The sequence below is a fragment of the Streptomyces sp. NPDC020845 genome, from assembly GCF_044334165.1.
Lineage (GTDB): Bacteria > Actinomycetota > Actinomycetes > Streptomycetales > Streptomycetaceae > Streptomyces.
In genome coordinates, this window is record NZ_JBIRSJ010000029.1 from 37235 (window position 1) to 61620 (window position 24386).

At 68.4% G+C, this 24386-nt stretch carries 23 protein-coding genes; 15 read left to right on the forward strand and 8 right to left on the reverse strand.

Annotated elements, in window-relative coordinates; genetic code table 11:
• Window positions 1-6: 6 nt before the first annotated feature.
• A complete protein-coding gene (locus ACH4U7_RS48975; protein ID WP_398534229.1) occupies window positions 7-948 on the forward strand; it encodes a cyclase family protein in 942 nt (313 codons plus the stop codon).
• Here ACH4U7_RS48975 and ACH4U7_RS48980 read toward each other — a convergent pair.
• Together ACH4U7_RS48980 and ACH4U7_RS48985 are read right to left on the reverse strand one after the other, a co-directional pair.
• Entirely contained in the window at window positions 926-1777 is an 852-nt protein-coding gene (locus tag ACH4U7_RS48980; RefSeq protein ID WP_398534230.1) for a hypothetical protein, read from the reverse strand. The genes ACH4U7_RS48975 and ACH4U7_RS48980 overlap by 23 nt on opposite strands.
• Window positions 1778-1847: 70 nt before the next feature.
• Window positions 1848-2924, reverse strand: a complete 1077-nt coding sequence (locus ACH4U7_RS48985) for an LLM class flavin-dependent oxidoreductase (protein ID WP_398534231.1) — start codon at window positions 2922-2924, stop codon at window positions 1848-1850.
• Window positions 2925-3150: 226 nt separating this feature from the next.
• Here ACH4U7_RS48985 and ACH4U7_RS48990 point away from each other — a divergent pair, with 226 nt between their 5' ends.
• The 6 genes from ACH4U7_RS48990 (at window position 3151) to ACH4U7_RS49015 (ending at window position 8320) form a co-directional block, all read left to right on the forward strand.
• A complete protein-coding gene (locus ACH4U7_RS48990; RefSeq protein WP_398534232.1) occupies window positions 3151-3921 on the forward strand; it encodes an SDR family NAD(P)-dependent oxidoreductase in 771 nt (256 codons plus the stop codon).
• Between the two features lie 169 nt (window positions 3922-4090).
• On the forward strand, window positions 4091-5254 hold the full coding sequence (locus ACH4U7_RS48995) for an LLM class flavin-dependent oxidoreductase (RefSeq protein ID WP_398534233.1): 1164 nt from the start codon (window positions 4091-4093) through the stop codon (window positions 5252-5254).
• A gap of 14 nt (window positions 5255-5268) precedes the next feature.
• Entirely contained in the window at window positions 5269-6039 is a 771-nt protein-coding gene (locus tag ACH4U7_RS49000) for a glucose 1-dehydrogenase (RefSeq protein ID WP_398534234.1), read from the forward strand.
• 9 nt (window positions 6040-6048) lie between these two features.
• Complete coding sequence (locus ACH4U7_RS49005; protein WP_398534235.1) at window positions 6049-6882, forward strand: SDR family NAD(P)-dependent oxidoreductase; 834 nt, start codon at window positions 6049-6051, stop codon at window positions 6880-6882.
• 86 nt (window positions 6883-6968) lie between these two features.
• Window positions 6969-7856, forward strand: coding sequence for an LLM class F420-dependent oxidoreductase (locus tag ACH4U7_RS49010; RefSeq protein WP_398534236.1), 888 nt, complete (start codon window positions 6969-6971; stop codon window positions 7854-7856).
• Window positions 7853-8320, forward strand: coding sequence for a nuclear transport factor 2 family protein (locus ACH4U7_RS49015; RefSeq protein ID WP_398534237.1), 468 nt, complete (start codon window positions 7853-7855; stop codon window positions 8318-8320). Before ACH4U7_RS49010 ends, ACH4U7_RS49015 begins: the two co-directional genes overlap by 4 nt.
• A gap of 444 nt (window positions 8321-8764) precedes the next feature.
• Here ACH4U7_RS49015 and ACH4U7_RS49020 read toward each other — a convergent pair whose 3' ends face one another.
• Window positions 8765-10354 carry a class I adenylate-forming enzyme family protein gene (locus tag ACH4U7_RS49020; RefSeq protein WP_398534238.1) on the reverse strand — a complete coding sequence of 530 codons (1590 nt, stop codon included), beginning with the start codon at window positions 10352-10354 and terminating at the stop codon, window positions 8765-8767.
• A 360-nt stretch (window positions 10355-10714) separates the two neighbouring features.
• On the opposite strand from ACH4U7_RS49020, the gene ACH4U7_RS49025 reads away from it, so the two are divergent.
• From ACH4U7_RS49025 to ACH4U7_RS49035, 3 genes are read left to right on the forward strand one after another with little or no spacing between them, the layout of a single operon-like run.
• Window positions 10715-11485: a hypothetical protein gene (locus tag ACH4U7_RS49025; RefSeq protein ID WP_398534239.1), complete on the forward strand. Its 771-nt coding sequence runs from the start codon at window positions 10715-10717 to the stop codon at window positions 11483-11485.
• A 21-nt stretch (window positions 11486-11506) separates the two neighbouring features.
• The gene (locus ACH4U7_RS49030) at window positions 11507-12673 is read left to right on the forward strand and encodes a thiolase C-terminal domain-containing protein (protein ID WP_398534240.1); all 1167 of its coding nucleotides are present in this window, start codon (window positions 11507-11509) and stop codon (window positions 12671-12673) included.
• 58 nt (window positions 12674-12731) lie between these two features.
• The gene (locus ACH4U7_RS49035; protein ID WP_398534241.1) at window positions 12732-13979 is read left to right on the forward strand and encodes a cytochrome P450; all 1248 of its coding nucleotides are present in this window, start codon (window positions 12732-12734) and stop codon (window positions 13977-13979) included.
• A 120-nt stretch (window positions 13980-14099) separates the two neighbouring features.
• On the opposite strand, the gene ACH4U7_RS49040 is transcribed toward ACH4U7_RS49035, so the two are convergent.
• From ACH4U7_RS49040 to ACH4U7_RS49055, 4 genes are all read right to left on the reverse strand, one after another.
• Entirely contained in the window at window positions 14100-15356 is a 1257-nt protein-coding gene (locus ACH4U7_RS49040; RefSeq protein ID WP_398534242.1) for an ABC transporter substrate-binding protein, read from the reverse strand.
• A 116-nt stretch (window positions 15357-15472) separates the two neighbouring features.
• Complete coding sequence (locus ACH4U7_RS49045) at window positions 15473-16582, reverse strand: thiolase C-terminal domain-containing protein (RefSeq protein ID WP_398534243.1); 1110 nt, start codon at window positions 16580-16582, stop codon at window positions 15473-15475.
• 71 nt (window positions 16583-16653) lie between these two features.
• Window positions 16654-18831: an acetate--CoA ligase family protein gene (locus ACH4U7_RS49050; RefSeq protein ID WP_398534244.1), complete on the reverse strand. Its 2178-nt coding sequence runs from the start codon at window positions 18829-18831 to the stop codon at window positions 16654-16656.
• Window positions 18828-19250: a Zn-ribbon domain-containing OB-fold protein gene (locus ACH4U7_RS49055; RefSeq protein ID WP_398534245.1), complete on the reverse strand. Its 423-nt coding sequence runs from the start codon at window positions 19248-19250 to the stop codon at window positions 18828-18830. The genes ACH4U7_RS49050 and ACH4U7_RS49055 overlap by 4 nt, the downstream gene beginning before the upstream one ends.
• A 172-nt stretch (window positions 19251-19422) precedes the next feature.
• On the opposite strand from ACH4U7_RS49055, the gene ACH4U7_RS49060 reads away from it, so the two are divergent.
• Window positions 19423-20340, forward strand: a complete 918-nt coding sequence (locus ACH4U7_RS49060) for a TIGR03621 family F420-dependent LLM class oxidoreductase (RefSeq protein ID WP_398534246.1) — start codon at window positions 19423-19425, stop codon at window positions 20338-20340.
• Window positions 20341-20375: 35 nt separating this feature from the next.
• Complete coding sequence (locus tag ACH4U7_RS49065; protein WP_398534247.1) at window positions 20376-21380, forward strand: phosphotriesterase; 1005 nt, start codon at window positions 20376-20378, stop codon at window positions 21378-21380.
• A gap of 489 nt (window positions 21381-21869) precedes the next feature.
• Here ACH4U7_RS49065 and ACH4U7_RS49070 read toward each other — a convergent pair whose 3' ends face one another.
• The gene (locus ACH4U7_RS49070; RefSeq protein WP_398534248.1) at window positions 21870-22514 is read right to left on the reverse strand and encodes a TetR/AcrR family transcriptional regulator; all 645 of its coding nucleotides are present in this window, start codon (window positions 22512-22514) and stop codon (window positions 21870-21872) included.
• 139 nt (window positions 22515-22653) lie between these two features.
• Between ACH4U7_RS49070 and ACH4U7_RS49075 the strand changes: the two genes are divergently transcribed.
• Genes ACH4U7_RS49075 through ACH4U7_RS49085 form a run of 3 tightly spaced genes read left to right on the forward strand, consistent with a single transcriptional unit; the run spans window position 22654 to window position 24317 of the window.
• The gene (locus ACH4U7_RS49075) at window positions 22654-23076 is read left to right on the forward strand and encodes a Zn-ribbon domain-containing OB-fold protein (RefSeq protein WP_398534249.1); all 423 of its coding nucleotides are present in this window, start codon (window positions 22654-22656) and stop codon (window positions 23074-23076) included.
• Window positions 23077-23085: 9 nt separating this feature from the next.
• Window positions 23086-23436, forward strand: coding sequence for a VOC family protein (locus ACH4U7_RS49080; RefSeq protein ID WP_398534250.1), 351 nt, complete (start codon window positions 23086-23088; stop codon window positions 23434-23436).
• 14 nt (window positions 23437-23450) lie between these two features.
• Window positions 23451-24317, forward strand: a complete 867-nt coding sequence (locus ACH4U7_RS49085) for a TIGR03619 family F420-dependent LLM class oxidoreductase (protein ID WP_398534251.1) — start codon at window positions 23451-23453, stop codon at window positions 24315-24317.
• Window positions 24318-24386: the final 69 nt, after the last annotated feature.

The window sequence follows — 24386 nt, forward strand, 5'->3', positions numbered from 1 at the left end:
CAAGCGATGGACGACCTGCACGCCGCCGTGCCGGCCGAGGGCAACTGGGGCCGCTGGGGCGAGGACGACGAACGGGGAGCAGCCAACCTCCTCACGCCCGAGGCCATCCTGGCCGCGGTCGGGACCGTGCGCGAGGGACGGCTGCTCAGCCTCGGAATGCCCATCCGCGGTTCGACCTCCGGACCCGCCCGGGCCTCGGTCCCGCACCTGCCCGGCCGGCCGCTGCCCCAGCACTTCATGTCGGTCGACGGCGCCGACTACCGGGCCGGGGCGCGGCTGATGAACGGGGTGATCGGTGTGGCCGACGACGCCCTGATGATCTCTCACCACGGCACGACGACGCACATGGACGCCCTGTGCCACATGTGGCGGGGCGAGGCGCTGTACAACGGCCACTCCGCCGCCCGGGTCCGCTCCTACGGGGCGACTCGCTGCGGTATCGAGAAGGCAGGGCCCCTGGTGGCGCGCGGCGTGCTGTTTGACGTGGCGGCCCACCTCGAGGTGCCCTACCTGGACGAGACGGTGCGCATCGACGCCGGCCTGCTGGGGGACATCGCCAAGACAAACGGCATCGAACTGCGGCCCGGAGACGTAGCGGTGGTCCGCACCGGCTGGCCGACCGTCTACGAAACCGACCGTGCCCGCTACCAGGGCGGACAGCCCGGGCTCAGCCACGACGGCGGGCGCTGGCTGGCCGACCACGACGTCACCGCGGTGGCCTGCGACAACGCCGCCGTGGGTGCCTTGGCCATGGACGGAAGCTTCGACGCGGGACCCGACGAGGATCTCCACCTGCTCCTGCTGTGGAGCCGTGGCATCTACCTGCTGGAGATGCTGTGGCTGGAGGAACTGGCGCGCACCGGCCGGCACGACTTCCTCCTCGTCGCCGCCCCGCTGGCCATCGAGGGCGGCACGGGCAGCCCCGTCAACCCGGTCGCCGTGCTCTGAGTGACCTCACCCTCCTCATGCGCGGGTCAGGAAAGTACTTGCGCCAGGTGCTGTACTGCTCCAGCGGATCGCCGCCCAGCCGCCAGGGCCAAGGTGTCACTGTGGCTCCCACCGCCCGGAAGGCGTTCGCCGCGTCGCGGTGCCGGGCATGGGCCGCCAAGTAGGCGAGCACGTTGAGGTCGGCCAGGGCCGCGGCGTGGCGGAGGAAGCCTGGCCGCGGCCAGGTGGACAGCGCACGGCTGAGGACACTCTCGGCGAAGGGCTGGTTGAAGATGCGATCGGCGAGCAGGCCGGTAAGACCGTCGCCGGTGACGGCCCTGCGGTAGCGGCCCAGTAGGACATGCGGCTCCAGAGCTGCGGGCGGTGCTCCGAACGGCATCCTCGCCATGGCGCTGTCGACGAATGCGTTCTGCTGGGTGGACGAGCCACACTCCTCGGGTGAGAGGTAACCCAGCATCTGTAGGTATCCCTCGCGGTGCCAGGGGTCACGGCGGATGATCTCGTCCCAGACGGGAAACCCTTCGCGAGGGTTTCGTCGCAGGTCACGAAGCACGCCGAGCAGCACGGTCCACGGGCCCGGATCTGCGTGCCGGAGCCGCGCGGCATGGTGGCAGGCCCCGACGATGTCCTGAGCGTCGTCGAGCCGTCCGCGCGGCGTCCGTGGAGCAGATCCGCCCATGCGTGAAGCAGCAGAAGATCGGCGCTTTCGGGTCGGCGACGAACCGAACACGGCGCGCAACGCGCCCGCGATGATCGGGCCGAGAACGGTCGTCAGCCCGATGCCGGAGGTCGCGATGCTGATCGCGAGGGCCAGCAGGCGCTTGGGCAAGAAGCGGGTGCTGGCTGGTGAATGCCACGAGTTTGCGCGCCCGCGGTTCCCACCCGGAAGGGAGTCGATCTCAGCGGAACGCCGGGATGACCTCCTTGGCGAAGAACCGCAGCGTCTTCTTCATCTCGTCGAGGGGGATCGGGCGCGTGCTGCCGAAGTCGCACATCAGCTGGGAGTAGCCGAACTCCTGGAGCATGCGGATCTGGGAAATGACCCGCTCGGGATCCCCGATCACCTCCAGCTGCTCCCATCGGAAGTCGTTGTCGACCGAGCCACCCTTGAGATAGCGGTCCTGCCAGTACTCGAAGCCCTTGGCGACCTGGCCCGTGGCCGAGTCGATCGGGGCGCTCTGGGCGTTGAAGATGCGGGAACGGTCGAAGAGCTTCTCGAAGCGCTCCTGGTCGGCCCGTGCCTGCTCGACGGTGGGGGCGACGTACACCGCGCGCGTGACCACGAGTTCGATGTCTGTGCCGTCATGCCCGGCGGCGGACGCTGCGGCGTGCCAGGCCTCGGCAGCGCGTCCGACCCGCTTGAACGGCGCTGCCGGATCGGCCAGGATCGGCAGGCCGCGCGCGGCGTACAGCTCGACGGTCTCGGGACTCACCGCGGCGACGTACACCGGGGGATGGGGCTTCTGCTCGGGCTTCGGCACCAGGGTGATCGTGCCGGTGCGGTAGTACGGGCCTTCGTGGCTGAAGTCGTCTTGGGTCCATAGTCCCCGGATGACATCCAGGCCCTCGTTGAACCGGTCACGGGCCTCGGCAAGGTCGAGGCCGAATGACTCGAACTCCACGCTCTGGTAACCGCGTCCGATGCCGAAATCGACACGCCCTCCCGAAAGCACGTCGAGCTGGGCGATCTGCTCCGCGATGTGGACCGGATTGTGCAGGGGCAGCACCACGATGCCCGTGCCCAGCCGCAGCCGTTCGGTCCGTGCGGCGATGTACGACAGCAATGCCGGCGTGCATGGCACGACGCCGTAGTCGCGGAAGTGGTGCTCGGCAATCCAGAAGCCGTCGAATCCGAGTTCCTCCACGTACTCAGCCAGTTCCAGGTTGTAGTCGTACACCTCGCGGACGCTCATGCCGTCGAAGCGGTGGAACAGGTTGAACGTGGAGAACTTCATGGGCCGTCGCGGTGCTGACACTCTGCGCTCCTCAGGGGACTGGACGGTTCGACGATCCGGGGCCACGGCTGCATTCCGGCTCTCACGGCAGGTACACCGGGACACCCACCGGCGCGGTCGTCGGTCGTCGGACAGCGTCTGCATATGACAGACGATCCAACTAGCAGACCAAGCGTTAGCTTGGTTTGTACAGTAGCAGTGCGACCGCCGTCCGAGAAGCGGACCGCAGTACTGCGAGGAGGCAGACATGAACGACTTCACCGACCGCCCCGGCGCGGCCGTCGTCGCCGGAGCCACCGGCGGTATCGGTGCAGCCATCACCCGGATGTTGGCCGAGCGGGGCAGCGACGTCGCCCTGACCTACCGGAAGAACGCCGATGCTGCAGATCAACTGGCCGGCGATGTCCTCCGGTCGGGGCGGCGGGCGGCCACCTGGCAATTGGACCTGTCCGACGAGGGGGCGACCGGGCGTTTCCTCGAGGAGGTCGTCGACCAGTTCGGCGGCATTCACACGGTCGTGTACGCCGCGGGACCGCATGTGCCCATGGTGCATCTCAGCCGTGTGTCACCTGCACAGTTCCGTCGGCAGGTCGAGCAGGACGCCATCGCGTTCTTCAATCTCGTCCAGCCTTCGCTGCCGCACCTCCGCGACTTGGAGGGATCTCTCGTCGCGGTGACCACGGCCGCCACCCGCCGCTTCCCCGTGCGGGACGGCCTCTCGGCGGGCCCCAAGGGGGCCGTGGAGGCACTGGTACGGGGCATAGCGGCCGAGGAGGGACGCTTCGGCGTACGGGCCAACTGCGTCGGCCCCGGAATGCTGATGGACGGCATGGCGGCCCGGTTGATGGACTCCGGTGACCTCGACGAGAAGGCGCTCGACGTCACCAGGGCCAACATCCCGCTGCGCCGGTTCGGGACCGCGCGGGACATCGCCGAGGCGGTCTGCTTCCTGGCGTCAGACCGGGCCGGATTCATCAGCGGGCAGACGCTCGACGTGGACGGGGCGTACGGAGTCTGACCGTGCAGCGACCTTGACAGGGCTCGGGTGCCGCAACAAGCTTACAACCAAGCATGCGCTTGGTTGTTAAATATGGCGGTGTGCCTCCCCGCGAGCCGCAAAGAGGCGCCCGAGCGGGCGTGAACAGGGACGGAGCTGAAGCTGTATGGCCCACGAGGTTCGAAACCGGATGCGATTCGGGGTCTTCCTGCCGCCGCTGTATCGTCCGAGCGGCAATCCCAGCTGGGACCTCGAGCGCAGCCTGCAACTGGCGGAGAAGCTGGACACTCTCGGCTTCGACGAGCTGTACTTCGGTGAACACCACTCCGGCGGCTGGGAGATCTTCGGAAGCCCGGAGATCATGATCGCAGCCGCGGCGCAGCGCACGCGACGCATCAACCTCGGTACCGGTGTGATCTCGCTGCCGTACCACCACCCGTTCAACGTTGCGGACCGCGCCCTCCTTCTGGACCACCTCACCCGCGGCAGGGCCATCATCGGCGTCGGTCCCGGCGCACTGCCGTCCGACGCCGCCATGCTGGGCATCGACTACACGACGGCCCGCGAGCGCATGGAAGAGTCGCTGGAGGCGATCCTGGCCCTGCTCGAGCAGGACGGCCAGGTCGACCGCAAGACCGAGTGGTTCGAACTGTGCCGGGCCCAGCTGCACATGAAGCCCTACACCCGGCCGCGGCCGGAAATCCTGGTCACGGCGGTCGCCTCCCCGTCGGGGCCGCGCCTGGCAGGCCGGCTGGGTCTCCCCATGCTGGCCCTCACCGTCTCCACACCGGCCGGCAAGGAAGCGCTCGCCGAGCACTGGCGGATCGCCGAGGAAGAAGCGGCCAGGGCCGGCCAGCCGGCACCCGACCGCGCCCGCTGGCGCCTGGTCACGCCCATGCACATCGCACCCACCGCGGCCAAGGCCGAAGACCAGGTCGCCTACGGCATCGAGGACTCGGGCGGGTACTTCTTCCGGGACGCGGGCATCCTGCGCAACCTGATCGAATCCGCCGGACTGCCCCCGGACGCCTCGAAGACGGATGTCTTCCGGGGCACGGGCATGGGCGTCATCGGCACCCCGCAGGACGCCATCGAACACATCGAAGGCCTCCAGGAGATCTCCGGTGGCTTCGGCACCTACCTGATCATGCTCCAGGACTGGGCCGACCACACGGACACCCTCCGCTCGCTGGAGCTGTTCGCCGAGTACGTGATGCCGCACTTCCAGGACGCCACCGTTCGCCGCGAGGAGAACTGGTCGACGTTCCAAGCTGATTCGGAACGAGCCATCGAGGTCGCCAACGAGGCGGCACGCAAGGCGCGTGAGACGTACGAGCGGAGCCAGAGCCGATGACAACGCAGAGCACGGTGGCCTCCAAGGAGCGGCTGAAGGGCCGAGTCGCCCTGGTCACCGGCGCCGCCCGCGGTCAGGGGGAGGCGATCGCCCGGCTGTTTGTCGCCGAGGGCGCCAAGGTTGTCCTCGCCGACGTGCTGACGGAGCCCGGCGAGAAGCTGGCAGCCGAACTCGGCGATGCCGCACGGTTCGTCCGCCTGGACGTCGCCGACGAAGACCAGTGGCAGGCCGCGGTCGACCTGGCCGTCGGCTCGTTCGGACACCTGGACGCCCTGGTCAACAATGCAGGCATCCTCCACATGGCCTCCTTGTCCGACACCACGGCAGAGCAGTTCCGCCGCGTCGTGGAGGTCAACCAGGTCGGAATCTTCCTCGGCATGAAGGCCGCCGCGCCGGCCATCGCCGCAGCGGGCGGCGGGACCATCGTCAACTCCGCGTCGATCAACGCATTTGTCGGAGTCGCCGGGACCACCGCCTACTCCGCTTCCAAGTGGGCGGTACGTGGTCTGACACGCACCGCGGCCATGGAACTGGGCTCTAAGAACATCCGCGTCAACACCGTTGCCCCGGGCAGCGTGGCGACCGCCATGATCGCACCGGACGGGGTCGAGGCAATGCCCGAGACAGCAAAGGAAGCTTTCGCGAAACTGCCGCTCGGCCGCGTCGGCCGGCCGCAGGAGATCGCCAGCGCGGTGCTGTTCCTCACCAGCCATGAGTCGTCGTACTGCACAGGTGCCGAATTCATCGTGGACGGCGGGTCGTTGGCTGGCCCGGTGTACGACTGAGGAGCAGGAATGAACACTTCGACAGGCTCCCCTTCGCTGGACGGCGCAGCCGCGATCGTCACTGGTGCCGCCCAGGGCATCGGCCGCGTCACGGCTCTCACTCTCGCCGCACAAGGCGCACGGGTCACGATCCTCGACATCAATGGAGACGGCGCCCACGCCGTTGCCGACGAGGTACGGGACGCCGGCGGCGAAGCACACGCCGCGGTCGGCGATGTCGCCAAGGAACCCGACGTGGCCCGAATGGTGGAAGAGACGATTTCCCGTTTCGGCCGGCTCGATGTCCTGGTCAACAACGCGGTTGTGTATGACCGTGAGATCGAGGGCCAGGATCTCAACGTCGTCTCCACGCCAAACGAGGTGTGGGATCGCACGATGGCCGTCAACCTGCAGGGTGCCGTGCTCGGCTGCCGACATGCCATTCCTGCCATGGTTGCCGGCGGGGGCGGCTCGATCGTCAACGTCGGCTCCACCGCGGGATTTAGCGGCGACACCAACCACGTCGCCTATGCCGCCTCGATGGCGGCGAAGTACTCGCTGACCCGCTCGATCGCCACCTCGCACGGAAAGCTCGGGATCCGCTGCAACGCCATCGCCACCGGTCTGGTGCTCAGCCCGACGGCGCGCGGCAACCTCGACCCCGTCAAGCTGGGCGTCTACCGCGACAACCTCCTGGTTCCGGATTTCGCCGAACCTGAGGACATTGCCTCGATCATCGTCTTCTTGGGCTCCCAGGCGGGCCGCTACATCACCGGACAGACGATCATCGCGGATGGCGGCTTCCAGGCCCATCAACCCTGGCACGCACAGGCGCACATCGTGCATCCCGACGCCGTGCTCTGAGGAAGCGTCTACCCCCAACACTCGGCCGGCCGGTCCAGTGTCCTCCGGCCGGCCGATCCTTCTCTTCGCTCTGGAGGCGGTGACGCATGCTCTTCGGGCTGCAGATGTTCCCGACCGACTATTCGATGACACCGATCGAGCTGGGCGCCGCCGCCGAGACACGTGAATTCGAGTCCGTGTTCTTCCCGGAGCACAGCCACATTCCCGTCTCGCGCGATTCCGCCTCGCCCACCGGGGAGACCCTGCCACAGGAGTACTCGCACGCACTGGACCCGTTCGTGGCCATGGCGGCCGTGGCCGCCACCACCTCACAGGTGCGTATCGGGACGGCCATCTGCCTGGTCGCGCAGCGCGACCCCATCCTGCTGGCCAAGCAGATCGCCTCCCTCGACGTGGTATCCGGGGGCCGCTTCCTGTTCGGGGTGGGCGCAGGATGGAACGTCGAGGAGATGCGTAACCACGGAACCGATCCGGCGACACGATGGCGGCTTCTGCAGGAACGGATCGAGGCCATGACCGCGATCTGGACCCAGGACGAGGCCGCCTACCACGGCACGCTGGTCGACTTCGACCCCCTCTGGTCATGGCCCAAGCCAGTACAGCGCCCGCGCCCACCCGTGCTCGTCGGCGGGGGAGGGCCGCGCGTACTGCACCGGGTGCTCGCCTACGGCGACGAATGGATGCCGTTCCGCGACGGCAGCGACGACTGGACCTCGGCCGACTTCAGATCCGGCCGCCCTGAAGCGTTCGACACCGAACTCGCCTCGCGCATCGACGAGTTGCAGCGCCTTGCCACCGAACACGGCCGCGGCCCCGTACCCGTCACCCTGTTCAACGCCAAGGCCCACCCCGACGCGATCGAGCGGTACGCCGCCATGGGCGTACACCGCTGCGTCTTCTGGCTTCCCTCCGAGCACGCGGACGTGCTGCTGCCCCGCATCGACCACATAGCAAAGGAGTGCTTGCCCCGATGAATGAGCCGCTTTCCGGGCACGTGGCCGTGCCCCACCTGATCTACCGGTACGCCGAGCTCCTCGACTCCGGTGACTTCGCAGGCGTGGGCGAGCTCTTCGCCGACGCAGTGATTAAGGTGCAAGAGACCGGGACGCAGTACACAGGCCGCGACGAAGTCGCGTCCATGTACGAAGAGTGGGTGCGGATCTACCCCGACAACGGCACCCCGCACACACGGCACATCACCACGAACCTGATGCTCGACGTCGACGACCACGCGGGCACCGCCACGTGCCGCTCATACGTCACCGTCCTGCAGTGCACCGACGTGCTGCCGCTGCAGCCAATCCTGTCGGGTCGTTATCACGACAAGTTCCGCCGGGTCGAGGGCATATGGCGGTTCGAGCACCGACACATGATCAACGAATACCTCGGTGACTTGAGCCAGCACCTCATGCAGAAGTTCAAGGCGTCCGCCACATAGCCCATACCGCAGCTCGAGCAGGGTGAGCCAACTTCGGCTGTGGTCAGGCACGTTGGGGCGGGTGAGCTTCGACGGCCGCCTCCAAGCTGTCGGCGCGGCCGGCTACGGATCCATGAGTGTGTTCCCCTGGGATTGCCGCCCTCCCGGCTCGGGTACATCGCGTGGACCGAAGATGCGGCGCCGGGCCGCCGCAATCAATGTCCGTCTCGCAGCGCTCGACCCGCTGACAACCTGGCTCTCGCGGTGGGAGCCAGGCATGGACGTCACAGCTGAGGCGCCGCAGACTGCGGCGAGCGCCGCCGGGGAAGCCCCGCACCATCATCTTCCCGACTCGCCGCGGTGCCGCGCGCCGATGCTCTCCAACGCCCGCCGGGGATGGCATGCACACCCCTGGCGGGCCTGCGCGCGGTCTGCTCGGCTTCCTTCTCTATCGGCGTTCGGCAATCACGGCCCTGTTGCCTCGGAGTTCGCGACGGTGAGATGCCCCCACCGGGTGCGGATGTCCCGGCGCAGCAGCTTGCCGCTTCCGCCCGAGGAGTCCTGCGCGTGGGGGAGTGCGTCGACGATCACCACTGCGTCCGGCTGCGCCTCGTCGGGCAGGCGGCGGGCCAACTCCTCCCGCACGGTGTCTGGATCGAGGTTGCGCCTCGGTGCCGCCTGCACGGCGAGCAGGATCTGCTGGCGCTCCGCGTCCTCCGGCACACCGACTGCGCCGGCCTCAGCGACACCGTCGATGCCCAGTGCGGCGTCCTCGACTTCACCGGGTAGCACGTAGCGTGTCGGCGTGCGGATCGCGTCCTGTCGCCGGCCGAGCACGGTGAGCGTACCGGTGGGGTCGAGGATGCCTATGTCGCCGCCGACGTACCAGCCGTCGCGCAGCACGCCGGCGGTGCGCTCGGGGTCAGCGTCATATCCGCGCATCAGGTGCGGTCCGGTCAGCCACACATCGCCCACCTCGCCCACCAGGCGCCGTCCCTCGGCGTCGACCACCCTGACGGCGCACCCGGTCCGGGCCCGCCCAGAGGCCCGCACATCCTGACTGTTGTCGTGCTGATGTCCCACGACGGTGTAGGGCGCCTCCGTCTGGCCGTAGTACGAGCACAGCGCCACACCCGGCAGCCGGTCCAGGATGCGCTGCCGCAGCGAGGGGAGCAGGGGCTCGCCGCCGAGCAGAATCACGCGCAGCGACGACAGGTCCGCCTCGGCCTGCCCATCGGTGGCGAAGAGCTGACTGAAGAAGCTGGGAATGACGCTGATATGGGTGATCTTCTGAGCCGGTACGGCCTCGAGGAAGCGGGCCGGACCGAAATCGTCCTCGAGCACCAGATGCATGCCGGCGTAGAGGGCGGGGCCGGCGATGGCGAAGTATCCGACGCCCCAGATGATGGGGCCGGTGCCGAAGACGGAGTCGTTGTCGTGCGGCACGTCCAGCCACTGCTGGGCGGTTGCAAGAGCGCTCGCATGGGTGTGGACGACGGCCTTGGGCAGTCCGGTCGTGCCAGAGGTGAAGAAGAGCGCGAGTTCGTCGTCGTGATGCGCGCCGAGCTCCGGCTCCTGGTCCGAGGCTTCCTCGGTCAGCTGGTCCAGGTCGACGGAGTCTGCAGTCGCACCGCCCAGGCGCAGCCACCGCGACACCTGCGGCAGTTTCGGAGTGATTCCAGCGGCGAGCGCGTCGAAGGCTCCTTCGTAGACAAAGGCGCTGCACTTGCTGCGTTCGACCATCGTGGTCGTGATGTCGTCGCTCCAGTAGGGGTTGAGCGTGACGAGTGTCACCCCGAGCTTGGCCAGCGCGAGGTAGGTCTCGGCGATGCCCAGCGTGCCACGGAGCAGGACCGCAACGCGGTCGCCGGCGCCCACCCCGGCCTGCTTGAGCGCGTTCGCACGGCGGTTCACCCGCGCATCGAGGTCTGCGTAGGTGAGGTGGAGGCCGCCCTCGTACGTGACGGCGACCCGGTCGGGATGGCGCCGTGCGCCCGCAGTGATCACCGCGTGGGCGTAGTTGCCGTAGGGCGACGGGACTTGTCGTTCTCGCACGTTTCCTCCTTGTACCCGCACAGTGATCAGCCGGGGTGTCCGCCCGGGGCATGCTTCAGGATCTGGCTACTCGCTGGTCAGCTGGCAGGTACGGCACCCATGGCATCCAGGGGCACCGCGTGCCGCGTTCCGGCACGTAGGGGTGGCGAACGTTAGTGTTCGTGCGGCGATGGTCGGGGGTGTGCGGCCCGACCGGGCGGGCGCACTTCTTGACGCCGTGCTGAAACAAGGTAGGACGCGGAGCCGGTCCAATCAAGCGGTTGCTTGGTTCTCTTCCGTTGACCCCTATGCCTCACCCTTGTAACTTGGACCAAGCAAGCGCTCGGTTGACGGGTTGGGTGAGGATGAGAGGGAACGAACGTGCACCGTGGCATTTACCTGCTCGAAGAGGTCTACTTCCATCCGATGAACTCGCAGCGGCCGCTGGAGTACCTCAAGTGGCTCACCAACTACAAGCGAGAGGATGAGCAGATGGCGACCGGCGGGTCGCAGCTGACCAGCGGTCTGTCCGTCCGCTCCAGCGACATCGACCTCGTCGGAGCCTTCTACGCCGTCGGCATCACAGGTCACGAGCAGTTCAAGGCCGTCACCCTGTGGGACTGCGTCGGCGGCTGGGACGGTGGCTGGCGGCAGATGATGGACATCTACGACAACGTCAAGCCGGAGCTGTTCCTCTCCAACATCGACGATCTGCGGCACAAGGCGTTCTCCCGGCCCATGGGAGCCGTCCAGGGCACGCCGGACCTGCAGGCGCTGAAGGCTGAGGAGTACACCGCGCCGTTCTTCCTGCACGAGGTCGCCCAGGTTCGCCCCGGCGCGGCGCTGGACTACCTCGCCGCGGTACGGGAAGAGCGCGCGCCGATTCTCGCAGACCACGGACACCGCCTCGTCGGCCTGTACGAGGTGCTGCTCAGTGACACGGAAGTCGTCACCTTCTGGGGCACGGACCTCGACGCGCACCTCGCCCTGCAGCGCTCGCGTGACGCCGCGCTCGGCCTGGATGACGAGGTCGACCCCGACGACCGGCTGCTGACCTGGCAGAAGCGGTCCCGCGAGTTCCTCGACGGCCCCTGGCGCGAGACGCTCCTGGCCCCCTACCCAGGCTCGCGGCTGGCACCGCGCAACAACTGATCTGATCCCGAGGAGCTCGAGATGGCCGAGGGAACACTGCGCGACCGGGCCGCCGTTGCCGGCGTCGGATGGACGCCGTACTCCAAGAACTCCGGCGTCAGCACCCTCACTCTGGCCCAGCGGGCGATCAAGGCAGCGCTGGACGACTGCGGTCTCACCCTGGCGGACGTGGACGGGCTGGCAACGCACTCCGTCGGGGACGCCGTCCCCGCGGCGGTCGTGGCGCATTCCCTCGGCGTCAGCGACCCCCGCTTCCTGGTCGACCTCGTGGGCGGCGGGAGCATGTCGGCGGCGACGGTCGGGGCGGCGGCCATGGCCGTGGCCACCGGGCAGGCCGACGTTGTCGTGTGCTGGAGGGCCCTCAACGCACGCTCGGAGTTCCGCATGGGCGGCACCGGCCGTGCGGCTCCCACGCTGGTGGAGTTCCAGTACCAGGTCCCCTACGGCCTTCTCACGCCGCCCCAGCAGTACGCGATCGTCGCCCGCTCCTATCTGGGGCGGGCGGGCGTGACCGCGGAAGACCTGGGCAGGGTGGCGATCACACAGCGGGAGCATGCTGCCAAGAACCCCCGGGCCATGATGCGCGAGCCATTGACCATGGACGCCTACCTCACCTCCCGGTGGATAGCGGAACCCCTCCGGCTCTTCGACTGCTGCCTGGAGACAGACGCCGCGGTCGCCCTCGTGGTGACGAGCGCTGAACGCGCGCGTGACTTGCGCAGACAAACCGTGCTCATCAGCGGTGCGGCCACCGGCGGCGGGCACAGCCTGTACTCCGGCGGCCGCACCGATTTGTCGGTCAGCGCGGTCCGCGAGATGGCCCCCCGCCTTTACACCGCGGCCGGCGTCGGCCCCGAGGAGGTCGATGTCGCCGAGCTCTACGACGCCTTCACCCCCCTGGTGCTCATGCAGCTGGAGGACTACGGGCTGTGCCCGACGAGCGAGGCGGCGGCCTTTGTCGCCTCCGGGGCAACCAGGCTCGATGGAACGCTGCCGGTGAACACGCACGGCGGACACCTGTCGGAAGGCTACGTGCACGGCCTCAACCACGTGGTCGAGGCCGTTCTGCAGCTCAGAGGCAGCGCGGGGGAGCGGCAGGTGCCCGACGCGGAGGTGGCGCTGTGTTCCGGCCAGCCCGGATACGTCTCCGGTGTCACGTCGGCCGTGCTGCTGAGGCGGGACCACTGACTCCCTCAACCCCGAGACGCACCCCAGCTTCCGACACCAGCCGGGGGCGGGAGATGTTATGTCTGAAGACGCACCGCTGACCCTCGCCGACGTACCGGCCATCGATCTCACTGGAGAACCCTTCCGCACGAATCCCGCGGCCGCCTTCGACGCAGTCCGCCAGAAGACCTGGATCATCCGGACGGTGCGCGGGTACGAAGTGCTGGACTACGGCATCGCGCAGCAGATGTGTGTCGATCCGCGGATCGACAGCATCGGCCCGGACTATTACCGGAACCTCGGCGCCTCGGAACAGGTCATGTGGTACGCCACCCAGGCATCGTTGCCGATGATCGGGGGCGAACGCCACGACCGGATCCGCCGGGCCTTGCAGCGCGGGTTCACCCGCCGCCGCATCGACTCGCTGCGGCCGCAGATGCGCTCCGTCGCGACCAGGCTCATCGACGCCCTTGCCGATCGGGATCCGTTCGACCTCGTCGCCGACTTCAGCACCATCTACCCCCTTGAGGTGCTCTGCGCGCTGATGGGCGTACCGGCTCAGGACGTCGGCCGGTTCGGAGCGTGGACGATCGATCTCGGACTGCTCGCGCGATTCCCGCTCGAACCACACCTGGCGCGCATCGACGCCGCGATTACTGGCCTGCGCGAATACTTCCGCGAACTCGTCGCACACCGCCATCGGCAGCCGGGCGAGGACTTCGTCAGCACCCTGATCGCGGCCCAGAAGGAGACGGGACGGCTGACCGAGGACGAACTCCACGGCGCACTGCTCAACCTTCTCTTCGCCGGGCAGGACACCACGCGCTACCAGTTCGGCTGGGTGGTCCAACTGCTCCTCCAGCATGAAGAGTGGGAGCGGCTGGACACCGCACCGGAGCGCGTTCCTCGCGCGATCGAAGAGGCGATGCGCCTCGAGCCGACCCTGCACATCCTGCTCCGCAAGGTCGTCGCCGACGTCGAGTACCGCGGGCTCGTGCTGCCGGCCGGAACCCTGATGGCGGTGAACACCTATGCGGTGAACCGCGATCCTGCGGCGTTCCCGGGTCCTCACCGGTTCGACGTGATGCGTGCCAACGCCCACCGGCACTTCGGCTTCGGTCATGGCGGTCACCTCTGCCTCGGCCACGGGCTCGCCCGCGCCGAGATGGCCGAGGCGCTCACCCTGTTCGTCGAGCGGCTTCCCGGCCTGCAGTCGGCAGGAGAACCCGGTGGTGTCACCGGGTTCTCCTCGATGACCGGGGCGGAGCGCATTCCCCTGGCGAACCGGCAGCAGCGGCAGGACCGGCCGATCGGGGCGCCATCCTGAAAACCTGGACGCTGATCACGATTCCGCGCGTGTCACGGGAAGTGGGGGGTGACCCGGCTTGCCGGGTCACCCCCCACTCGTGTCCGCCGGGTCAACAACTCGCGGACGCAACCGAAAAGCTCAACCTGTGAAATTGAACGTCTTGCACACCAGGGGTGCCGCCAGCTTCCAGTGGCCGTTCTTGACCCGCAGCAGCGACTGGCATCCGTTGGGCGCCGTACGGTCCGCCGGGAACGACACGTTGCCTCCGTAGGGGCTCTTTATGGTGATGTTCTGGGCCGCCTTGAGGAAGCTGTCGACGGTGAGGTCCGTGCCGGCCTTCTGCAGGACCTGGAGGAAGACGTCGGCGGTCGCGTAGCCGACCCCCATGTCCTGGCTCCATTCGAAGTTCTTCTTCCCGGTGGCCTTCTCCAGGTCGGTGCGCATCTGCTTGGCGGCTGCCGAGTCGGAGGCCAGCGGCTCGATGGGAGCAGAGACGTACGCACCCTCGAAGGCCTTGCGCACCTGCGGATTCTTCAAGGTGCTGTCGCTGTAGCTGATTCCGTCCAGGACCGTGCCCTTGAAACCGGCGTCCTTCAGCGCCCCGAACAGTCCCGCGTTGAAGGGGGTGGCCATGGTCGAGAAGATGATGTCGGGCGCCTTGCCCCCGTCGCTGGTGACCAGGCGGTTCACATAGGGCGACCAGTCCGTCGGAACGCTCGTCTGCGGAACGGTGTTCTGAACGGAGACGACCTTGAAACCGAGGCTCGTGGCACTGGCCTTCGCGATCTTGTTCACCGCCTTGGTGACGGCGTCGTCGTGCCCGATGACGGCAACGCTGCGTCCCTTGGCCGGCCCGGTCGCCTTGACGAGCGAGGTGAAGAAGCCTGCGGACTGCGGACCCGGCTTCGTTGAACCGGTGCAACCGTCGAAGCTGAAGGCGACCTCCGGCCCGCACCACTCCGGCGCCGAGTAGCCCCAGCCGAAGTAGGGGACGTTCTGCTGCTGCAGGAACTTGGCCCCGGCGAACATGAACGTACTCACCGGGACGACGGCGAAGACCTGCTTCTGCTGGACGAGCTTGCGCGCCGCCGCGATGTCCTTCGCCTGGTCGGCCCCGTCGTCCTCGGCGCCGATGAACTCGATCTTCCGGCCGTTGACGCCGCCCTCGGCATTGGCGCGGTCGAATCTCGCCTTCGCTCCGATCTCCGTCGCGGCGTTGCTGGCGCCGTAGGAGGACGTTTTGACGATCAGTCCGCCGACCTTGACGCTGTCTGCGGTCACGCCTCGGGTGGCGTCGGACTGGCTGCCGGCGCCCTGACTGCCGGGCGCACTGGTGGAACACCCGGCGGCCGCCAGGGCCGCGATGGCCAGTGCGGCGATGAGTCGTCGATGCACGATCGACTCCCTTCATGAGGTGCAGGGGCCCGGAATGAACCGAGCAAGCAATTGCTTGGTTAAGTTCGTCCCTGGGGAGCCCCCCTGTCAAGGGCTATGACGCGTGCTCCGTGCACTCAGCCGCGCACGAGGATCGCGGCACTGCCGTAACTGCCGCCGAAGCCGGTGCACAGCGCGACCTGGGGGTCCGGTACCTGCTGGGTGCTGCCGTCGCCGCGCAGCTGCCGCACCGCCTCGGCGACGTTGTTCATGCCGTGGACGTATCCCTCCGACAGCAGGCCGCCGTTGAGGTTGACGGGCATACTGCCGTGAAGCCCGGTCTGCCCATCCCGTACGAAGGCCCCGGCCTGGCCGCGCGGGCACAGCCCGAAGTCCTCGAGCTGCTGCAGTACGAGGAACGAGTACGCGTCGTACAGCTGCGCCACATCAATGTCATCGGGTGTCATCCCGGCGGCCTTGTACAGCGGCTCGGCGAGGTACGCGGAGAAGATCCGGCCCACGTCCGCTGCCTTGTCCATCGTCGTCGAGCCGGGGCCACCGCCCCGCACCACGGCATGGATGCGCGGGCTGCCCGGGCGTACCACGTCGGCCACCTCGGCCCGCGTAATGACCAGCGCCGCGGCGCCGTCCGTCTCCAGGCAGCAGTCGAGCCGGCGCAGCGGCGTCGCGACGTACGGATTGCTCCGATACTCCTCGGCGCTGACGGGCGTACGCAGGACGGCACGCGGATTGGCCGCCGCGTGTTCCCGGGACCGCATGACGACCGCGGCCAGGTCGCGCTCCGTGGCCCTCGTCTCGTACATCCAGCGTTGCGCGGCAAGGGCGAAGAGATGGACCGGCCCGAGCATGCCGTAGGGCAACGTGAACTGCTCGTTGCCGCTGCTGCCGAGGCGCAGCGCGGCCTGTCCCATCCGCTTGCCGGACCGCCCGTTCAGGGCCCGGTAGACCAGGACGGTCGAGGCGAGGCCGGAGTCGATGAGCATGGCCGCATCGCCGAGGATGGATGCGGCCTGGGTTCCGCCACCGTAGAACTCATTGGTCCACACGGGATCGGCCAGCCGCAGGGCGGCCGCCACGGTGTTCACCGGCGCTGAGTCGTTGAGGTGGTACGTCAGCACGGCGTCGACGGATGAGGCGTCCATGTGGGCGTCGGCGAGCGCGTCCCGGGCCGCTTCGACGGCAAGTTGCAACTCGGTGCGACCGGAGAGGCGGGACAGCTCGGTCATGCCGACGCCGGCGACCGCGGCGCGGCCGGAGAAGGACTGGCGCCGTGAACCGAACGGCCCGCCGGGCGGAGTCAGGGCCGGCCTCCCTCGGTCCGGCGCCGCGCGAAGCGCTGTGCGGCGGCAATGGCTGTGGCGGCCTCGTCGAAGGAGCGGAACAGCGGCAGCCGGGTCTGCGCGGCGAACTCGACCAGCCGGGCCGCGTCTTCCGGCCGGGCAACGTCGAGGTTGCGGGCCACCACCGCGAGCCGCACCGGCAGGCCGCGCCTGTGCACTGCGGTGAGGGTGTCGATGAGCGGGGCCAGGCCTGCTGTGCCGTAGCTGTAGTACGCGGCCACGTTGACGTGTGCCAGGACGTCGCCGAAGGGCTGGTCCCGCACGATCGCCTCGAGCGTGTCGCCCAGCAGATCAGCGGGGGAGGCCGGCCCGACAGGGATCTCCACCGGGTTGGCCACGCTCGTTCCCGCCCCATGTCCCAGGGCACGCAGGCGCTGCCGAATCTCCTCGGTCAACGGCGTGAGCGTCACCCCGGCCCGGTCACAGGCGTCGGTCGCCAGCACGGAGGCGCCACCGCCCAGACCCGTGACGAGAACTCCGTCAGTGGCGGCGTCGGTCAGGTGCTGCAGATAGGCCAGCGTCGCCAGAAAGTCCTCCAGCGTGTCCACGAGCGTGGCCCCGCAGGCCTCTGCGACGGCCTTCCACACGCGGGGTGCGCCCGCCATCGATCCGGTGTGCGAGGACACAGCGTGGGCGCCCTGCCGGCTCAGCCCGCCCGGCAGGATCACCACGGGCTTGCGGCCCGATGCGCGGCGCAGAGCCTCGACCAGACGGTGGCCGTCCGTCACGCCCTCCACGTACATCCCTATGACCTCGGTTTGGGGATCGTCCACCAGCCAGTCCACCAGCTCGGCGGGTGTGACGTCGATGGCGTTGCCAACACTGATGACCTTCGAGTAGCGCACGCCGCGGGATCCGCCGACCGAGACGACGTCGCCGGACAGCCCACCGCTTTGTGACACCACGGACACCGTGCCGGGCTCGCGCGGCGAGCCGAGGGCAAAGGCCTGGCGGCCCGCCGGACTGTAGACGCCGATGCAGTTGGGCCCCAGCAGCCGCGTCGAGGTGCCCTCCACGGCCTTCATCAGCCGCTCTTCGAGCGCGGCTCCGGCCTCGCCCATCTCCCGGAATCCGCCACTGACGACGTGGATGAAGGGCACCTCGCCCGCGGCCTGCGCAACCAGGTCCACCGCGGCGGCGGCCGGGACGGCGACCAGCAGGTAGTCGACGCCGCCCGGGACCGCGGCGATGGACGGGTAGGCCGGAACGCCGTCGATCGTCTCGGCGCTGGGATGGATGGCGGTGAGCCCGTCCGTCCACCCGGCGTCCTTGTACGCGGCCAGGAAACGGTTGCCGAAGCCCGTTCCCCGCGTCGAGGCGCCGGCCACGGCGATGCTCCGCGGGGCAGCCAGGCCGCTGAAGTCGGTCTGCCGGCGGAATGCAGGTGCGGGCAGCTCCTCGGCGGCCAGGATGAGCCTCGCGTCCAGGGCGGTGACACCGTCCGCGGTCGCGAGCACCGGATTGCACTCGAGCTCCAGCAGATGGGAGCCCAGTCGCGAGAGCAGACCGTCTTCGCCGGCGAGGGTGAGCAGGAAGGTGACGAGCGCGCCGCGGTCCACCGGTTCAGCCCCCCGTGCGCCGTTGAGCAACGGGGCGCCCGGAAAGCCGTCGACGAGATCCTCGGCGTCCGCCCGGCTCAGCGGTGCGATCCGCAGTGCGTTCACGTCGAGCAGTTCGGTCGCCACGCCGCCAAGACCCAGCATCACGACATGCCCGAACGCCGCGTCCCGCAGCACCCCGACGATCAACTCCGCCCCGCCTGGGTGCTGTTCCTCGACGAGGAAGCCCTCGGCGGTGATGCCTGCCCTACGCAGGCCGGCCGCCATGTCGGCTGCGGCCTCGGCGACCGTGTCGTGTGCCAGGCCGAGCCGCACCCCGCCTACATCGCTCTTGTGGATCAGACCCTGTCCGTAGGCTTTCAGGGCCAGCGGGGCGCGTAGTCCTGCCGCCGCCTCGGCGAGCTGTGCCGTGTCCTGGACGGCATGCCCTGCCGGTACGTCGAGGCCGTGCTGGCGCAGCAGCGCCTTGACGGCGTGTTCCGGGACCACGATGCGCTGCGGTCCCGCGTCCTGCTGCGGATGCGGCGAACCGGCTTCGAGCAGCTCCGCGAGCGAGGACTGACTGGCGACTGTCATGCTTCTCCTTGGGTGACCGGGCTCCAGGACAACAGCGCGAGAGGGGCCGCCCCGTCAGCGGGGGGAACGTCGGTGAAGCCGGCCTGCACCGGCATGCCGACACGCAGTCCGCCGCCGTCCGCGGGACCTGCGTATCCGCCGGGCAGCAGAAGGTTGTCCTGGTCGTCGAGGCGTACCAGCAGGACGACGTACGGGACCTGCACGCGTGGGTTCGCGGTGCGCCACGTAACGTTCCACGAGGCCACCGTGCCGGTCCCGCGGGCGGGAGCCCAGGACCAGGAGAACACTCCGCAGTCACCGCACATCTCGCGGGCGGGCCAGCGCAATCGTTCGCACTCATCGCAGCGCTGGACCAGCAGCTCGTGACGTCCGAGCGCCTCCCACCACGGCGTGGAGTCGCGGTCGGGAACAGGAGCCACGACGAGATCCCTGGACGCCATCCGTGCCCTCCGGGTAATCGCCCGGCCGCGCGGCCGGGCTTCCCGGCGCCGCCTCCGGGGTGGATGATGTCCTCAACCTACCAAGCGCATGCTTGGGTGGTCTAGGGTCGGTCAGGGAAGAGCCGACACCTCACAGCGAGGAGAATCCACTATGGCCGCACGCCCATTTCGCTTTGGTGCCGTCGTCCGTCTCGCCTCATCCGGCAAAGAATGGGCGGATAAGGCACGCCGCCTGGAGGACGCCGGATTCGATGTCCTCCTGGTGCCCGACCACTTCACGGGTCCGCGCTTCGCACCAGTGGCCGCGATGATGGCTGCCGCCAATGCGACCACCAGGCTGCGGATCGGCACCATGGTGTTCTCCAACGACTACCGCCACCCGGTCGTCCTCGCCAAGGAGGCGGCGACACTCGACGTACTGTCCGAGGGGCGGCTCGAACTCGGCATCGGCACCGGCTGGATGCGCAAGGAGTACGACGCGACCGGCATCCAGTTCGACCCTCCCAAGGAGCGCTTCAACCGGCTGAAGGAATCCCTGAAGGTGATGAAGGGCTGCTGGAGCGAGGGCGCCTTCTCCTTCCAGGGCGAGCACTACACGATCACCGATCTGGTGCAGGATCCGAAGCCGGTACAGAAGCCCTATCCCCGGATCCTGCTCGGCGGCGGTGGCCCCGGAATGCTGCGCCTCGCGGCGCGGGAGGCGGACGTCGTCAACCTCGCGCAGCGGGTTCTGCCGGACGGCAGCGCACCGGATCCGGCCGATGGCGGACTGGAAAACTTCCTGCGCAAGATCGACACCATCCGCGACGCGGCGGGTGGCCGCTTTGATGGGATCGAGCTCGGCACCAGCATCCAGAAGGTCGGCGGCAAACGCGCCGTCGCCTCCTGGAGCGAGGTCGACCTCTCCCGTGCGGATGACACACCGCAGGTCCTGATCGGAGACACCTCCCAGATGGTGGACAAACTCCAGCAGTGGCGCACCGAAACGGGCCTGACCTACTTCGTGCTGCACAACGAGACCGACCTCGACGACTTTCTGCCCGTCGTCACGGAACTGGCCGGCAGGTAAGCCGCATCCGCCCGAAGGAAGAAGGGACCGCAGCAGTGACGCAATCCCCCAAGAGCACAGCGCTGACCGTCGAGACGGCCCGGGGCCCGATAGCCGCCTCGGCCCTGGGCACGACGCTCATGCACGAGCACGTCTTCGTGCTGAGCCCCGAGATCCAGCAGAACTGGCCCGACTACGACGAGGGCTGGGACGAGGACCGGGAGATGGCCGCAGCCCTGGACAAGCTGAGCGAGGCCAAGGCCAACGGCATCGACACCATCGTCGATCTCACGGTGATCGGCCTGGGCCGCTACATCCCGCGCATCCAGCGACTCGCGCAGCAGACCGACGTCAACATCGTTGTGGCGACCGGGGCGTACGTCATCGAGACCCTGCCCATGTACTTCCACTTCCGTGGCCCGGGCGCGCCCGCCGGCGGCCCGGAGAAGATGACACCGATGTTCATCCGGGACATCACCGAGGGCATCGCCGGCACCGGCGTGAAGGCCGGGATCCTCAAGTGCGTCACCGACACCGCCGGCCTCACCCGCGACGTCGAACGGGTGCTGCGGGCAGTGGCACAGGCCCAACGGGCGACCGGCGTCCCCATCACCACGCACACCCACGCCGGCCTCAAGCGCGGCCTGGACCAGCAACGGGTCTTCGAAGAGGAGGGCGTGGACCTGACGCGGGTGATCATCGGGCACTCCGGCGACACCGACGACTACGCCTACCTCGAGGAACTCATCGCCCGCGGTTCCTACCTCGGCATGGACCGGTTCGGCCTGGAGACCGTCTCCTTCGACAAACGGGTGGAGATCGTCACCGAGATGTGCCGCCGCGGCCACGCGGACCGCATGGTCCTCTCGCACGACACCTCGTGCTTCTCCGACCTGTCCGATCCCGTCCGCCGCCGCGAGATCTACCCCAACTGGCGCTGGACGCACATCCCGCAGGACGTGGTCCCCGAACTTCGCAAGCGCGGCGTCGCCGATGAGCAGATCGACCAGATGCTCGTACACAATCCGCAGCGCATCTTCGAAAAGCAGGGGAAGTACTGACGCCGGACAAGTTCCACAGCTCAGCCTTCGCGGTGCAGAGGAGCGAAGACCGACCATGTGGTAGCGCGCCACACAGAAGGCTTTCCGCGCTGGTTCGGGGATGCCTCTGCCGCTGTGTGCGCCGCGTCCGCCACGCACGATGCCCTGTACGGCAGGGCTCTTGGGCGGGCGGCTACGCACGGCGATGACCGTCACGGTTTGCGCCGTCTGCTGTGCGCACATGCATATGCGCGCCCCCGGATTGCAGCGCCCTCGCCCCCGTCGACACCTTTACCCTCGTCAGGCCGTGCTCTGACGCCCGGCGGCGACGGCTGTCCGCGCTACGCACGGGCAGACGCGATCCGCTGACGGCAGCGAAGCGCTGACGGCTCTCGTGCCTGCCGCCGCGCCCCGTGGCCATGGCGGCTAGGCACGCGGCTCAGCGGCGGGGCACGACACGGTGGTCGGACAGACGGCAGAGTGCCGCTGCGACCACGCCGGATGCCGTGCTCAGACCTCCGGGATCGCGCCCGCTGGCGACAGCGCGGCGTTCGGCTCGGCCATCCCTTCCATGAGCACGGTCAGATACTGCTCAGTGAGTTCCTCCACCGACAGCTCGCCACTGGGATGGAACCATCGCACGGCCACCCAGATCGCGTCCCGGATTAAGCGATAGGTGACCTTGGGATCGAGCCGGCTGCGAAACACCCCGCTCTTGATGCCCTCGGTGATGACCTGCACCCAGAGGTCCTGTACCTCGTTCTCGCTGTCCTGCACGTAGGTGAAACGGGGCAGCTGCGCCAGATGGTGCCGTTCGTTCTGGAGCACCGTGATGGCGGCGCGATGCTCCTGCAGCGACCTGATGGCCACGCCGACGAGGCCTTCCAGGGTCTCGCGCGGCCCCGAGCGAGCGGAAACGATCTCGCGATAGGTGCCGATCAGCCCTCCCAGGTAATCGGAGAGCAACTCGTCGATGATCGATTCCTTGGACTCGAAGTGGTGGTAGAGGCTGCCGGACAGTACGCCCGCCGCGTCGGCGATTTCCCGCACGGTCGTGGCCTGGTAGCCCTTCTCGGCGAACAGTTGAGCGGCCAGCGTGACCAGTGTCCGCCGCCGCTCGGAACGGGCCTGGGGCAGAGGGGCGGAAGGCTTCATCCCCGTAGTATTGACCGCAATCCAATACCATGCAAGCGCTTGGTTGGATGCTCTATTGACCACGGATGCGCTCCGGCATACGCTCACATCACATAACAAGCAAGCGCTCGGGTAAATCGATGAATGGCCTGGAGACTCCATGAGCCGTGTGTTTCCTGAGCCGACGGAGCTCACCCTGCCGTACTGGGAGTTCTTCCAGCTCGGAGAGCTGAGGCTGCAGCGCTGCGCGCGATGCCGGCGCTTTGTCCACCTCCCTGAGCACGAGTGCCCCTACTGCGGCAGCGGGGCCCTGGGCTGGGAGCCGGTCTCCGGCAGGGGAGTGGTGCACACGTTCAGCGTGGTGCATCGTACGTTCGCTCCCGGCTTCGCAGACCGGACCCCATACGTCATCGCCTGGGTGGAGCTCGAGGGCCAGCCCGGCGTGCGCGTCTTCGGCAACGTTCTCGACATCGCCCTCGAGGACGTACGGATCGGTCTGCCGGTCGAGGTGGTTGCCGATCGGCTCGAGGGCTTCGGCCCCGTACCCAACTTCCGTGCGTCGCACGGTGCCCGGCATGAATGAGAGGACGACATGGCAGACGACGTGAAGCTCGGCAACGTGCTCTATCCGACGGCAGACGTTCCGGCGGCGCTGGCCTTCTACAGCGATGCGCTCGGCTGCGCCGTGAAGTTCCAGGACGGGGCTCGCTTCGCCGCGCTCGACGCGGGCGGCACCACGCTCGCTCTCGCCGGTCCTGCCGAGGACGTGACCGGCGGTCGGCCGGCCGCCTCTTTCAAGGTGGCGGACGTCGCCGCGGCGGTGGAGCGCCTTGTGGCGGCCGGCGCCAAGATCGAGCGTCCGGCCGAGGAGGGGCCGCATGAGACACGTGCCGTCCTGCTCGATCCCTGGGACAACCCGCTCGTCCTCTACGCCGCCCGCTGAAGGGAGCTGCTGCCATGCGCATCGGTGTCACGCTCGGCCTCCTGCACCCCGCCGTGTGGCGCGACTTCGCCATTGAGGCGGACGCACTGGGATATGAGTCGCTCTGGGTTCCCGAACACCTGGTCTTCACCGCCGACATGGCGGAGTCGGCCTATCCGGGAACTTCCAGCGGGCGTCCGCCCGTCGACCCGGAAGCCCAATTGTTCGACGCGCCGGTCTTCCTCGCCGCGATTGCCGAGGCCACGCAGCAGATCCGGCTCGGCACGTACGTGTATCTGTTCGGGCTCAGGCACCCCTTCATCGGCGCGAGGGCGTTTCTGACCCTCGACGCTCTGTCCGGCGGCCGGGCGATCGTCGGGGTCGGTGCCGGGTGGTTGGAGTCGGAGTGGCGAGCCGCGGGCTATGACTTCGCCTCCCGCGGCCGACGACTTGACGAAGCGATCACCGTGGCCAAGCGCCTGTGGACCGAACGCGTCGTCAATCACCACGGTGAGTTCTACCACTTCGACGGCGCCCACTTCGAGCCGAAGCCGGTGCACAAGCCCCACCCCCCGATCGTCGCCGGCGGCGAGTCCAAGGCCGCCCTGCGCCGGGCCGTCAGGCTCTGCGACGGCTGGGTGAGCATGCCCCACACACTCGAGTCCGCGAAGCCGCGGCTCGACCTGCTCCACCAGCTGCTGGAACAGGAGGGCCGCAGCCGTGACTCGTTCGAAATCACCGTCAGCGCCTTCGAGATGTCCGGCCCCGGCGAACTCGCCGAATGGGAAGCCCTGGGCGTCGACAGGATCATCGTCCGGCCCTACACCCGCACCACGGGAGCCATGGACGGCTTGCGCCGCTTCGCGGAGGAGTTCGGGATCGAACCCCCGGCACAGGGCTGACCGCTCCTGCTCCTGCCTTTGTGCGGGGCAGCCCCGGACATGCAGCCGGCTCCAGGGGTATGCGTGTCC